Annotated in this window: 14 protein-coding genes and 1 riboswitch; of the genes, 9 read left to right on the top strand and 5 right to left on the bottom strand. The window is 35.1% G+C overall.

Annotated elements, in window-relative coordinates; genetic code table 11:
- Window positions 1-200 precede the first annotated feature (200 nt).
- Window positions 201-2,375 (top strand): peptidoglycan D,D-transpeptidase FtsI family protein, encoded by a 2,175-nt coding sequence (locus tag BAU27_RS29800; protein WP_175546583.1) that lies wholly within the window; start codon window positions 201-203, stop codon window positions 2,373-2,375.
- Between the two features lie 95 nt (window positions 2,376-2,470).
- Window positions 2,471-2,992 (top strand): signal peptidase I, encoded by a 522-nt coding sequence (lepB, locus tag BAU27_RS29795; RefSeq protein WP_071772963.1) that lies wholly within the window; start codon window positions 2,471-2,473, stop codon window positions 2,990-2,992.
- Window positions 2,993-3,146: 154 nt separating this feature from the next.
- Here the strand turns inward: lepB and BAU27_RS29790 are convergent, their stop codons facing one another.
- The gene (locus BAU27_RS29790; protein WP_071772962.1) at window positions 3,147-3,911 is read right to left on the bottom strand and encodes a class I SAM-dependent methyltransferase; all 765 of its coding nucleotides are present in this window, start codon (window positions 3,909-3,911) and stop codon (window positions 3,147-3,149) included.
- 196 nt (window positions 3,912-4,107) lie between these two features.
- Here BAU27_RS29790 and BAU27_RS29785 point away from each other — a divergent pair, with 196 nt between their 5' ends.
- Window positions 4,108-4,599: a DUF2716 domain-containing protein gene (locus BAU27_RS29785; protein ID WP_071772961.1), complete on the top strand. Its 492-nt coding sequence runs from the start codon at window positions 4,108-4,110 to the stop codon at window positions 4,597-4,599.
- Between the two features lie 90 nt (window positions 4,600-4,689).
- Here BAU27_RS29785 and BAU27_RS29780 read toward each other — a convergent pair whose 3' ends face one another.
- The 3 genes from BAU27_RS29780 to BAU27_RS29770 all read right to left on the bottom strand — a co-directional run bounded on the left by BAU27_RS29780 (window position 4,690) and on the right by BAU27_RS29770 (window position 7,379).
- Window positions 4,690-5,460 (bottom strand): DNA alkylation repair protein, encoded by a 771-nt coding sequence (locus tag BAU27_RS29780; protein ID WP_071772960.1) that lies wholly within the window; start codon window positions 5,458-5,460, stop codon window positions 4,690-4,692.
- Between the two features lie 33 nt (window positions 5,461-5,493).
- A complete protein-coding gene (locus tag BAU27_RS29775) occupies window positions 5,494-5,799 on the bottom strand; it encodes an iron-sulfur cluster biosynthesis family protein (protein WP_071772959.1) in 306 nt (101 codons plus the stop codon).
- A 113-nt stretch (window positions 5,800-5,912) separates the two neighbouring features.
- Entirely contained in the window at window positions 5,913-7,379 is a 1,467-nt protein-coding gene (locus tag BAU27_RS29770) for an amino acid permease (RefSeq protein WP_071772958.1), read from the bottom strand.
- A gap of 112 nt (window positions 7,380-7,491) precedes the next feature.
- A riboswitch (Lysine riboswitch) is annotated at window positions 7,492-7,684 on the bottom strand.
- A gap of 385 nt (window positions 7,685-8,069) precedes the next feature.
- Between BAU27_RS29770 and BAU27_RS29765 the strand changes: the two genes are divergently transcribed.
- Window positions 8,070-8,519: a GNAT family N-acetyltransferase gene (locus BAU27_RS29765; RefSeq protein ID WP_071772957.1), complete on the top strand. Its 450-nt coding sequence runs from the start codon at window positions 8,070-8,072 to the stop codon at window positions 8,517-8,519.
- Window positions 8,520-8,559: 40 nt separating this feature from the next.
- Here the strand turns inward: BAU27_RS29765 and BAU27_RS29760 are convergent, their stop codons facing one another.
- A complete protein-coding gene (locus BAU27_RS29760; RefSeq protein WP_071772956.1) occupies window positions 8,560-9,462 on the bottom strand; it encodes a sulfite exporter TauE/SafE family protein in 903 nt (300 codons plus the stop codon).
- Between the two features lie 207 nt (window positions 9,463-9,669).
- On the opposite strand from BAU27_RS29760, the gene BAU27_RS29755 reads away from it, so the two are divergent.
- From BAU27_RS29755 to BAU27_RS29735, 5 genes are all read left to right on the top strand, one after another.
- The gene (locus BAU27_RS29755) at window positions 9,670-10,467 is read left to right on the top strand and encodes a VOC family protein (RefSeq protein ID WP_071772955.1); all 798 of its coding nucleotides are present in this window, start codon (window positions 9,670-9,672) and stop codon (window positions 10,465-10,467) included.
- Between the two features lie 13 nt (window positions 10,468-10,480).
- Complete coding sequence (locus BAU27_RS29750) at window positions 10,481-11,419, top strand: aminoglycoside phosphotransferase family protein (protein WP_071772954.1); 939 nt, start codon at window positions 10,481-10,483, stop codon at window positions 11,417-11,419.
- A 13-nt stretch (window positions 11,420-11,432) separates the two neighbouring features.
- Window positions 11,433-12,176 (top strand): metallophosphoesterase family protein, encoded by a 744-nt coding sequence (locus tag BAU27_RS29745; RefSeq protein ID WP_071772953.1) that lies wholly within the window; start codon window positions 11,433-11,435, stop codon window positions 12,174-12,176.
- A 174-nt stretch (window positions 12,177-12,350) separates the two neighbouring features.
- On the top strand, window positions 12,351-13,019 hold the full coding sequence (locus BAU27_RS29740; RefSeq protein WP_071772952.1) for a nucleoside/nucleotide kinase family protein: 669 nt from the start codon (window positions 12,351-12,353) through the stop codon (window positions 13,017-13,019).
- A gap of 27 nt (window positions 13,020-13,046) precedes the next feature.
- A complete protein-coding gene (locus tag BAU27_RS29735; protein ID WP_071772951.1) occupies window positions 13,047-13,508 on the top strand; it encodes a hypothetical protein in 462 nt (153 codons plus the stop codon).
- Window positions 13,509-13,582: the final 74 nt, after the last annotated feature.

The raw sequence follows: 13,582 nt of genomic DNA, 5'->3' as shown, positions 1-13,582 counted from the left end.
GGTGAATGATGTCCACCTCAGTTTTTTGTATGCATTATATTCATGTTATTACGTACTAAGGGGAATGGTAATAAATAGGGTGTAAAATACAAAAACTGAAAATTAAATCTTTTATTTCTTTTGTAACTAATATAAAATTCTATATATATCATATAAATAAATTTAATACATAATGATTTTTGCGCAGAAATGTTAATAGAATGAAGCGAGGGAGCAAAATGAGACAGAAAAAGGAGAAGCAGAAACAGTCGAAAAAGAAAAAGACTCATATTCCGTTTCGGTTAAATGTACTATTTTTTATCGTTTTTCTTTTATTTTCAGCTATTATTATTCAATTAGGTAAAGTACAAATTATTGACGGAGAAACGTATCGAAATGAAGTGAATAAAAAGGAAGATGTAACGGTGAGTACTCCAGTTCCGAGAGGGAAGATGTTTGACCGGGAAGGAAAAGTTATTGTAAATAATAAACCGTTACGAACAGTTACATATACGAAGATGAAAGGAGTGGACTCAAAAGAGGTTTTAATAGTGGCAAGAAATTTAGCAAAGCTAATTGAAATGCCACAAGAAGATATGGACAAGTTAACAGAGACAGATAAAAAAGATTTTTGGATGCAGTTAAACGAAAAACGTGCAGCAACAAAAGTAACGAAAGAAGATGAGAGTAAATTTAGGAAGCAGGAAATAGAAGGAAAAGAATTAGATAAAAAAGTAGAAGAGTTGAGACGAGAAAGAATTACACAAGAAGAACTAAACGAGCTATCGAAAGAGGATATAGAAGTACTAGCAATTAAAAGCAAAATGAATGCGGGATATAAAATGACGCCACAAATCGTCAAAAAAGATGTAAGTCAAAATGAATATGCGGTAGTGAGTGAAAGATTATCGATCTTGCCAGGCGTAGATACGACTGTGGATTGGGAGCGCGAATACCCAAATGACACAATACTACGTTCTGTACTTGGTAGTGTTTCGAGTGAAAATGAAGGGTTACCAAGGGAACAATTAGACTACTATTTAGTACGAGATTATAACCGAAATGACCGTATTGGTAAGAGTTACATCGAAAAACAATACGAAGATGTATTACATGGAACGAAAGAACAGTCTAAAAATATTACTGATAGAGCTGGAAATATTATTCGGACTGAAAAAGTGACACAAGGAAAAAGTGGAAATAATTTAATGTTAACAGTTGATATGGATTTACAGAAAAAGGTGGAGGAAAGTCTTGAAAGGAATTTAAGAGCATTCCATTCTTCTGAACCGATGATGGATCGTGCATTCGTCGTTATGATGAATCCGAAAAATGGTCAAATTCTATCATTAGCAGGAAAGAAAATTGTAAATAAAGACGGCGGGATGCAAATAGAAGACTACGCTTTAGGAACGATGATAAGTTCTTACGAGTTAGGATCAACTGTGAAAGGAGCTACGGTATTAGCTGGATATCAAACAGAAGCGATTAAGCCATATACGCATTTTTTCGATGCACCAATGTACTTTAAAGGAAGTTCGAAGCCGAAGAAATCGTGGAAAGACTTTGGAGATATTGATGATTTAAGAGCATTGCAAGTTTCATCCAATGTCTACATGTTTAATACGGCGTTAAAGATTGCGGGGATTGATTATGTACCAAACAATCCGTTAGATATTAAACAAGAAGCGTTTAATAAAATGCGTTATTATTTTAGACAATTTGGTTTAGGTGTGCCAACTGGTATTGACTTGCCAAATGAATCGATTGGTCAAATGGGTAGAACCGATAATATACCTGGTTTTTTACTTGATTATGCCATTGGACAATATGATACATATACGCCGCTGCAGCTTGCTCAATATATTTCAACGATTGCAAATGGCGGTTACCGAATGAAACCACAAATTGTACAAGAAATTAGAGAGCAACCAAATAGACCAGAGGAAGTCGGGAAAGTTATGCAATCGATGGAACCAGTCGTGTTAAATCGAGTGGATATGGACCTTTCATATATAAATCATGTGAAAGAAGGATTTAGAAGGGTTTTCCAAGAGGTAGATGGGACCGGTGCTGGAACTTTTAAAGGATTACCTTATAAACCGGCTGGAAAAACAGGAACAGCAGAGACAGTGTACGGTGGAGAAAGTGATATTGGAAGAGATGAAAACAACTATCGAAAAAAATGTTATAATTTAACTCTCGCCGGGTATGCGCCATATGACGCTGATCCGGAAGTCGCTTTTTCTGTTGTTGTGCCATGGGTGAATAATGATAAATCAGGTATTAATTCTACAATTGGTAAAGAGATTTTGGATGCATATTTTGATTTAAAAGCGCAGAGATCAGGTGTAAGTCTAGTCCCAGTAGCACAACAGCCGAGTACGGCACAGTAAAATAAAATTCAAATTGTAGTATATCACTGCGCAAATGAACAGGTGCAGTGATATATTTTTGAGTTGAAAAGTGTTTTGATAAGGTGGGAATAGATATGAAAGAGGAGATTAAGAGAGGTTGGGGGAAATACATACTATTTATATTTGTCATGGTAGTAACGTACCAGTCTTTTACTTTATGTAAGGTGGAAGGAAAATCGATGCAGCCGACTTTACATGAAGAAGACTACGTATTTGTAAATAAAGCTGCTGTACATTTTTCTAGCTTACAGCACGGAGAAATTGTCATTATTAAGGAAGAGGATGAGTCGAAATATTATGTGAAACGCGTAATAGGACTTCCTGGTGACATAATTAACATAACGAATGGAACTGTATACGTAAATGACAAAAAGCAAGATGAACCTTATATAAATAAAGAATTATATAATAATACACAAGTGTTTTACAACTTTCAAAAGACAAGAATTCCGCCAAATAAGTTATTTGTAATGGGAGACAATCGTGAACAAAGTAAGGATAGTCGAAATGGTTTAGGGTATATTGAAGAAGATAACGTTATTGGCAAGGTGGAATTTGTGTATTATCCTTTTTCAGAAATGAAAATGATAGACTAGTTTAGTATTTTTATTTTATTTTCCTCAAAAACAATCAATGAATTAATATGTAAAACATCTCGTTTCACAATAGGAAAAGATGAGTTAAAATACTAAGGAAAAGCCAAATCCTTTAATGGGATTTGGCTTTTTGTAGGGAATGCTAATTCAAGGTTTACTCTTCATAATATGCTTTAATAACAAAGCGGTGTTGCTTCACATCCAAATATCCTTTTTGCAAGATAATTTCATGTATACGATACAATTCCTCGGTATAGCTGTCTACTGTAAAATCAGGAATTTGCCACGGAATTGCTTTTAAGTAATAGACAACAGCACCGATATCATAAAAACGTTGAAGAGGGAACTCTTCCTTCGCTTCTAAAATAGTAAATCCATTCTCCTTTAGTTCATTACATGCCATTTTGAGTGACCAACTTGAAAATTCGCTATTCAGCGGTGTACCAAACTGTTCATTAAGTTCCGCACAATCAAGACCACCGACTTGTTGGGTAAGAAATGTTCCATTAGTGGAAAGAATTCTTTTCACTTCAGAAGCAGAATAGGATTCATGTTGATTCACAATTAAATCAAACTGACCATCTTGAAATGGTAAAGCAGTATCATCGGTCACTTCTACAACTGTAATTCCTAAAGGCTCTAATTTCTTTCGTGCAATTGGTACGTTCGGAGCATAGCCTTCAGTAGCGTAAATAGTTGGCGGGAACGGTTGTAACATAGATAAAAACTCTCCGCCGCCAGTACCCATATCTAGCATTGATTTTGCACGTTGCATAAGCTGGAAGGCTGTACTACCGTACGACCATGATAAAGGCTCGCTATTCATACGGCCAGTTTCTGAAATGAAAGAAAAATCCCAGCCACTAAAGTTTGCATTTGCACTTTCTAATAGTGCCGAAAATAATGGATCACGTTTCATATTATGTCCTCCTATTTCGTTAATGAATGATATAGTAAGAAAAGAGAAATGGAGGACCTCTTATTAAAATAAAGCGGTTTTACGTTTCGTGTTCAAATAAATTCATACAAATTCGCTCCTTGCGAGAATGGTTATTTATATATTCGGGATAACCAAGAGGAAATCCTTTGAAATTATAAGGGAAGGCAGTTGTTTAATGAAAAATTGGATGGAGTTTACAGACAAAGAGTATGACCAAATATGGGATAGGATAGATAGTGAACTTGAGTTTTCACCAAGTGTTTCTATATTCCCATCATTTAAGGTGCCAAGTCCTTTTGTGACATATGATATTTCTCATTACTTCGGAGAATCGGTAGATTTAAATGTATATGACGATCTGGAAGAAAAAGCATTACTAGTTTTTAAAGAGAATACAGTATCGGATGAATATATAATGGCACTTGATTGGCAACATGAATGCTACTGGGTAAATCCACATTTAAAGTTCGATAGAAATGAATTTGATGAGTGGACAATCCCGATTTTTCCAAATGGAGATTACTATTTTTTTATTCAGAAGGACTATAAGTGGGGCTATTTAGGCCACCCTTGGGAGAAGAGTATAACGATATTTGGAAAAGAATTAATAGATGCGTTTAATCAACTTAAGCCGAGGATGTTTCATAAGGTATTAAGACAAGGATAATGTTTTAAAGAGAAAAAACGCTCATGCTTCAAAAAGAAGTATAAGCGTTTTTATTGTTGGATGTTTTTGTATAGCCTTCTTTACAAATAATTAAAAACAAAAATCTGTTAGTAAAGTACCATTTTTTATCACCGTTCTTAACCCATGTTTTATAATCCAAGGGTTAACAGGAAGTTTGTTATCGCGTAATTGTTGTAACCATTGAAAAACGAGTTCTGTATCTTCTTTTGTAATATCGTTAATATGATTGGCTACTGATTTTTGGACATATTTAGAAGTGTCATTCATTAATAGCTCAAGAAGCTTTAAATTATTTCTAAAGTCACCGTTCAGAGCTCCTATTTTTTTAGCCCAAGGAAGTCTCGGTCTTGTACCTTCGGAAACTAATCTCCTAATGTGGCTGTTTTCGTCATGAATCCACTGTTGTAATATGTCTAGTGTGTCTACATGATATTTTTCAAGAAAAGGCCGAATTGCATATTCAGCAGTATTCCTTTTTGTTATTTCATACATTGCGTTGAAAGAGGATTCAAAATCGTTAAGACCATATTTTTCAACGTATTTTGCAATAGGCATGTATATATAGCCATTTGTAAATGTGCCTATTTCTGTTGTGTTTTCTGGTCCCAATGTTTTCAGTAATATATGGATCGCTTCATTAAAATCTTTTTGTAATGCATAGTGTAATTCATCTGCTATTACTTCTATACGTTGCTTTAACTCTAAATTTTCAACTTTACATGTTACGGAAGATACAAAGTTTCTTTTAGAGAAATTAGGATCGTGTTTACAAATAGAATCAGCCATTTTTTCTGCTAATTCTTCGTTGAATAAAAATTTTAACGGAACATATTTGCCCATTTTTTCACCCCAATGGTCAGTTGAAAATAATTTTTATTTTTTAATCGACAATCCATACACCAAAGTCTCACTAGGAGTCGTAATACTAAAACCTGTCGTCTTATAATCAAGTTTCACAGTATCACCAGTGTAGTCTTTCGTAAATGAATCCATTTGTACGATAAGCTCCGCATCTTCATATACAACATCATCTGCATGATATGTATCCCAAATTAAATCAACATCAACGAAAATACTACAAGAGTTTGTCATTGTTCCTCTAATGCGAATGACCTTTTTGTCCTCACGTTCTAATCTATGTATAGCTGCTTTTGCTTCATCAGTAATACGAATGTTCATGTGATCCCAACCTTTATGTATATTTCTTCTATTATTGCAAAAACAGGAGAAATAGGGAAGAGAAGAGGACTGTAATAAAAAACGAGCAAACAAATTTGTTTGCTCGTTTTACTTTATTTTAGTTCACATTTATCAAGTGGAATTACTTTTGTTTTCTTAGTAAATTTATATCCTAACCAAAGTACTAAGAAGAGTGGTAAACCGATGTAAGAAACAAGTACACCGTTCCAGTCGATAGATGCGCCCATAAATGCTCCGTAGTTTTGTCCTAAAATGACAATGACACAAAGTGCAAATGCAAAGATTGGACCGAACGGGAACCATTTTGCTCTATACGGTAAATCTTTTAAATCTTTCCCTTGTGCAACATAAGCTTTTCGGAAACGGTAATGACTAACAGCAATTCCTACCCAAGCAATAAATCCTGACATACCAGAAGCATTTAATAACCAAATGTATACAACACCGTCACCGTATAAAGAAGCGATGAAAGCGACGCTACCAACAACTGATGTTGCGATTAATGCGTTAACAGGTACACCGCGGCTATCTAATTTGCCTAAGAACTTTGGTGCTTTTCCTTGACGAGCTAAATCCCAAAGCATACGAGTTGATGCGTACATTCCAGAGTTACCAGCAGAAAGTACTGCAGTTAAAATAACAGCGTTCATAACAGAAGCAGCGAAGGCAACGCCCGCTTTTTCAAATACAAGTGTAAATGGACTTACTGTAACATCACTTGCTGCAAGGCTTTCAGTCGTATAAGGAATTAATAAACCGATAACGAGAATTGCTAAAATATAGAATAATATAATGCGCCAAAAGATAGAACGAATTGCTTTTGGAATATTGCGTTCTGGGTCAGCAGTTTCACCAGCAGCCACTCCTAATAATTCAGTTCCTTGGAATGAGAAACCAGCAGCCATAAATACACCGATAATTGCCATGATACCGCCGTTAAATGGTGCATCTGCAACAGTGAAGTTTTTAAAACCGACAGCTTCGCCGCCCATAATTCCAAAAATCATCATAAAACCAACAATTAAAAAGATTATAATTGTAACTACTTTAATAAGTGCAAACCAATATTCAGATTCACCAAAACCTTTAACAGATAAATAGTTTAAGAGAAAAATAATAGCTAAACATAATCCACTCCAAATGAGGGAAGGAGTATCAGGGAACCAAAATTTCATAATTAATGTTACCGCTGCGAGTTCCGCCGCTATCGTAATCGCCCAGTTATACCAATAGTTCCATCCAAGTGCAAAGCCAAGTGATGGATCAACAAATTTTGTTGCATACGTACTAAAAGATCCAGTAACAGGCATGTAAGCTGCGAGTTCAGCTAAGCTTGTCATTAAAAAGTAAACCATAATTCCAATTGCGGCGTATGCGACTAGTGCACCGCCAGGACCAGCTGAATGGATTACACCACCGCTGGCAAGAAATAGTCCGGTACCGATTGTACCACCGAGAGAAATCATCGTAAGGTGACGAGATTTTAATCCGCGTTTCAATTCACCTTGTCCTTGTGTAGTTTGCGTTTTAGAGGTAGATTGATTTGTTGCGCTATTCATGTTCAACACTCCTTTTCTTGTAGGTTAGGAAGGAGCGGGGGAGAAAAATACAAAAAACCGCCAAAAGAATTAGGCGGAACGTTTCACAAATAACCACCCCATCATACCCTTCCGTTAAGATAGCACCCCACGTCTACACGGTAATTTTGTAAACGTGACAGTTCTGTTCCTTTCGGAGACAGCCCCAGCTCATATTTCCAGAGAAGAAATATAAACTTCGGCAACTTTTCCTTTCAAACGGAGTCAGTGACATTCTCTGAGTCTCGTCCGTTTTACTTTTAAAAGTCGCAACCTCTACCTCATCGGATTGATGAGGATTTATATATTGCTAAGATATTTAATATATGGCAATTGTAATGATTTTCTGAATATATTGCAAGGAATTTTGTTAGGAAAAGTCAAAAAATATCGGTTATTGTATAGGAAACGCTTGCAAAACTCCACCCGAACCTACTATTATGTAGCAATAAGCAAAGAAAAAATTGTTATACAAATGTTTCGCAAAAAATAATGAAAAACCCTTTAAAATTAAAAGAAAATTCAGAAAATATAATTCGACATAACTATTGAAGGGGATCACTTCTTTTATTTTGTTTCAAAGGAAAAACATATGTGCAAATCAAAAGAGTGAATATTCTTTCTTTTTGTAGTAAAATCGAAGTACTGTTTAATTAAAAAGGGGACATCGCTATGAAATTAGAAACGGAAAGATTACATATTATCCCATGTGCAGAAGAATGGGTTCAAATTGCGAAGAATCAAGGATACAATAGCGGCCCGCATATTGCAGGGCATGTAGAAAGTGTAAAACAAGACGCAGCTTTATTACCTTGGGGTGCGTGGTATGTCATTCGAAAAGAAGATGACATCGTAATAGGGGATATAGGATTTAAAGGGAAACCGAACGAAAAAAGTACAGTAGAAATTGGTTACGGTTTTATTGAGAAATATTGGAATAAAGGGTATGCTACAGAATCTGTAGAGGAATTAATAAAGTGGGCTTTCCAGACAGGAGAGGTAGATACAATTATTGCGGAGACACTCCTTGAAAATGGTAGTTCGATTCGTGTATTAGAGAAATTACATATGAAGAGAGTAGATACAACAGATACGATGGTCAATTGGAAAATAGAAAAATAAATAATACCGCTCGAAGTAAATCGGGCGGTATTATTATTAATTATGGTAGCATTTGTTTTTGATCTGTTGGATAGCTACTCGTCGCTTGTTTCGAATACTTTGAATGGTTACGAACAGAAATGAAAATAGAGATAATAACGACAAGACCAACTGCAACATAAGAAAGTGTAATAATAGTTGGATCAACTTTAAATGATGTAAGTAATGTACGTATATTCGTAAAGATAATAAGTCCGCCAACGAGTACGCCAAGTAAATGCGACGGAACGATGCGTACTAACCATGCGGCAATTGGTGCGGCAACAATACCACCGAGCATGAGAGAAAATACCCAAACCCAGCTTATTTGTTCCCAACCAAGTGAGATGAAAAAGCCGATTGTTGCAGCGAGTGAAACAGGAAATTCGCTTGTATCTACAGAGCCAATAACTTTTCTAGCGTCATTTCCTCTTGCAAGAAGAACTGGTGTCGTAATAGGTCCCCAGCCACCACCGCCAGTAGAATCAACAAATCCTGCAAAAAGGCCAAGCGGCACAAGTTGCTTAGTAGGCATACGCTTATTTGAAGCAACAATTTGTTTTTGAATGATGAATCGTAATAAAATATAAACCCCTAAAGTAAATAAAAATAAGGAAATGTACGGTTTAATTAAATTACCAGGTAAATTACTTAAAAAACATGCCCCGACAAAAGCACCGATAGCTCCTGGTAATGTAAGTCTAGAAACTGTATATTTATCAACGTTTCCGAATCGTATATGAGATGCACCGGAAGCGGCAGTAGTGACTACTTCAGCTAAATGAACTGATGCAGAAGCAACAGCTGGTGCGATACCAAACATTAATAATAAAGAAGAAGACGTTACCCCATACGCCATTCCAAGCGCTCCATCGATCAATTGAGCGAAAAATCCGATAATAGCAAAGATAATTAATTTCTGCATAAATAATCCCCCTGTAATAATAAATGAAAAAAGCACTTTTCCTGTGTGAGAAAAGTGCCTTTGGTTTTTCCAATCAGCAATAATTAAATTTGTTTCATTATAATACATATTAATCGTATAAATCAACTAGGTTTTAAAGTTTTTTGAATTGAACGAAAGAAAAATAAAATATACAATAAAAGGATGGAGAGAAAGGGGAGAAAGAATATGTTAGCATTTGATCATCTCGTTCACGCAGTTCATGGCACACCGGAGGAAGCGGCAAAACAAATGCAGGCACTAGGTTTTCATACTGCGTTAGGCGGTGAGCATACGACTTGGGGTACTTGGAATAGTTTATGCTATTTTGATTTATCATATATAGAATTTTTAGCAGTTCAGCATGAAGAAAAAGCGAAAGAAGCAGAAAATCCATTAGTACAAGAAACAGTAGTGAAATTACAAAGTGGAGAAGGAATGCTACAAATCGCAATTCGAACAGATGCAATTGAAGAACTAGCAGTTAACTTAAGCAAACATGGGTTACATACGATAGGACCATTTGAAGGGAAACGGATGAGAAAAGATGGCCGACTTTTAGAATGGAAAATGTTATTTGTAAAGCAAGAAGAGAGCGGACCGAAACTACCTTTCTTTATACAGTGGAATGAAACGGATGAAGAAAGAAGAAACGATTTACGTAAAACAGGAACGATCACTGAACATAAAAATAAAGTACAACAAATTGAAACGATTCATTATGCGGTGAAAAACGTTCGAGAAACAGTTCGGAAATGGAAAGAAATAATGGGACTAACAGTAAGCTCAGTCATAAGAAATGAAGAGTGGAATGCTGAGTGTCAAAGCGTATCGTTTGGAGATATTCATGTGCAGTTTTGCGAACCAATGGGAGAAGGTCCAGTTCAAGATCGTTTGAAGGACCAGGGCGAATATCCATTTGCAGTGGAGTTTAAAGGGGAAAATAAACGAGAGCATGAAGTGTTAGGTAGTTTGTACGTATATTGATAGAGGTGAGTTTGTGGAAGAAATATTAAGAGAGATAGAAAGAAAACTAGAGTGGTCACGTATTGTAAAATGTACAGCTATTACAAAAGGGTTTTCACATGAAGAGAAATATAAAGTTGAATTAGCGAATCGAGAAACGTATTTTGTCAAAGTGTGTGATTCTGCTAATTTTGAACGAAAACAAGAAGAATATACGTATATGAAACAGTTGGAGTCATTACATATCCCGACGCCAAAATTAATTCATTTCATAAGACTTGAAGAATTAAATAAATGCGTTCAAATATTTGAATGGACCCGAGGTGTAAATGGAGAAGAGAGTTTAGGTAAGTTATCGGTGAAAGAGCAGTATGCTGCGGGGAAAAGAGCTGGAGAAGTTTTAAAGAGAATTCATGCAATAGAAAAAGAGAATATCATTGATTCGTGGGAAACGTTTCGGTGGAACAAGTACGAGAGATACTTGAAAGCATTAGCAGACTTTGAGGTAGACTTTCTTGATATGAAGCCAGTATTAACCTTTGTAGAGGATCATAAAGACTTATTGAAAAATCGTCCTATCACATTTTTACACGATGATTACCACCCAGCAAATAGTATGATTCATAATAAGGAGTTTATCGTTATCGATTTTGGTGGATATGATTTTGGCGATCCAATACATGATTTTTATAATGTAGCGATTTTTACTACAAGAATAAGCAAACCATTTGCGGTTGGTCAAGTTCACGGTTATTGCGGAGGTGAACCATCACTCCATTTTTGGAAACTGTATTCATTATATGCAGCGATGACATTCCCAGCGGATATCGTATGGACAAACCGAAGCACGCCACATTTAGTAGAGGATATGAAAGAAAGATTGAACCGAATTATAGAAGAACATAATCATTTTTCATCCTATATTCCGAAATGGTATCAATCATATCATATGGATATAATAAACAATAAATAATGGAGGGATTCATTTGGATAAAATAGCGGTAATTTCAGATATTCATGGTAATATTCCGGCGTTAGAATCTGTACTGAAAGATATTAAATTACGAGGTATTGAGCGTATTATTTGTCTTGGAGATTTAGTAGGAAAAGGCCCTCATTCTAGCGAAGTAATTGAAATCATTCGTAAAGAATGTGAAGGGGTTGTAATGGGAAACTGGGATGATTTTATTACAAAACCGACTGAATTTGAAGCGTTAAAATGGCATCAAAAACAATTGTCAGAAGAACAAAATGAGTATTTAAGAAGCTTACCATTTTCAATTGAATTTTTTATGAGCGGAAAACTCATTCGTATGTTCCACGCTTCACCGAGAAGTTTGTATGAAAGAATTCAACCACACGCTTCAAGAGAAGAGCGTGTTAGTATGTTCGAAAATAGCGAGTTGACAGAGAATATAGAAGTGGAAAGAAAACCAGATGTTGTTTGCTACGGTGACGTTCATCAAGCATACATTCAAAATTTTAGGGGGAAAACGTTATGTAATGCTGGTAGCGTAGGAAATCCACTTGAAATTACACAAGCTTCCTATTTAATTTTTGAAGGAACATACAATGAAAAAGAAGCAGCGAGCTTTTCCATTCAACTCGTACGAGTACCGTATGATATTGAATTAGCTATCCGGTTAGCAGAAGAGCTCGATATGCCAGAAATTGAGGAATACAAGCAAGAATTACGGACTGCTTTGTATCGAGGGTTTAAGGGGAAGTAAGGAAAATATAAATTAATATAAATTAATAAAAATATATCAACGATTTTTCTAATATATCTATCATAACTTAAAATATATCAATGATTTTTTTCAATATATCGATTTACCAACAAATAGCGACAAACTTAATTTACTGCAATTATATTATGTAAACAATGTGCAGGAGGGAATGTCATGCTCCGAAAACAATACATGAAAGAAATTGCTAATCATATTTTAACGTTAAAATTAACCTATCCAATAAGAGTTGGAGTAAGTGGTATAACGGCTTCAGGAAAGACAACATTTGCAAACGAACTAGCGGAAGAAATAAAAAAACGAGGATTACCAGTAACACGCGCCAGCATTGATGATTTTCATAATCCAAGAGTGATTCGCTATGCAAAAGGAAAAGAATCTGCAAGAGGGTATTATGAAGATGCACACGATTATACAGCTTTCAAAGAAAGATTATTAATGCCTTTAGGACCTAACGGGAATTTACAGTATGAAACGATTTCTCATAATTTAATAACGGATATGCCTGTACATAATGAGCCGCTATTGGCCACGCAAAATATGATATTAATAGTAGATGGAACGTTGCTATTGAAAAAAGACGTTGCGCATTTATTTGATTACAAAATCTTTGTAGATACAGATTTTGAGATTGCGAGAAAACGTGGTGCTAAGCGGGAAACTGAAGCTTTTGGAAGTTATGAAGAAGCAGAGAAAATGTTTTTGAACAGGTATCATGCAGCTTGTAAAATGTATATAGATGAGCATAATCCGAAAGAACTTGCAGATGTTTTATTTGAAAATAGTAAATTTGATGTTCCGGTAGTTCTATTTAAAAGACATTAATACAGTTTATATAGGGGGAATGAACATTTGTTTAGATGGTTTCAAAAAAATAATAAAGTGAATGAAGATGAGGATGGACAATATTTAGAAATCAAAAATGAACAGATAAATGAACAGTTAAAACAAAAAATAATGGAACTAGAGAGTATAAGTGAAGACATTTGCAGTAAGTATCAAAAAATATATGAAGAACGTTTTGCGCAAAATGGTAAATTAAATTTGAAGCTGTCAATTAAAAGAGATATAGACGGTGATGAATTAGAAGAACTAACATCTAATAATTGTTTAGAGTATGAATATAGATCAGAAATTAATTTTGAATATGATGCTTCAAAATTGTGGGAAGTCTGTACTATTTCGCTTTGGTACTATTACCAAGGATATCGAAAAAGTAGTAGCATAGGAACACTTTATAGCGGAACGATTAATGAATTAGAAGAAGAAGTTAAAGCAACATTGGAAGAACTGTTACATAGTGAAGATAATTAATGATTCCATTTTATATTGCTTTAAGAATGGGTTTAATTTTATGATACTAATAGGGAATAATGTAGGAAGAGAAA

The sequence above is a fragment of the Bacillus sp. NH11B genome, assembly GCF_001884205.1.
Taxonomy (GTDB): Bacteria; Bacillota; Bacilli; order Bacillales; family Bacillaceae_G; genus Bacillus_A; species Bacillus_A proteolyticus.
Note: the sequence above shows the minus strand (reverse complement) of the source record. Positions and strands in the feature narration are given on the sequence as shown.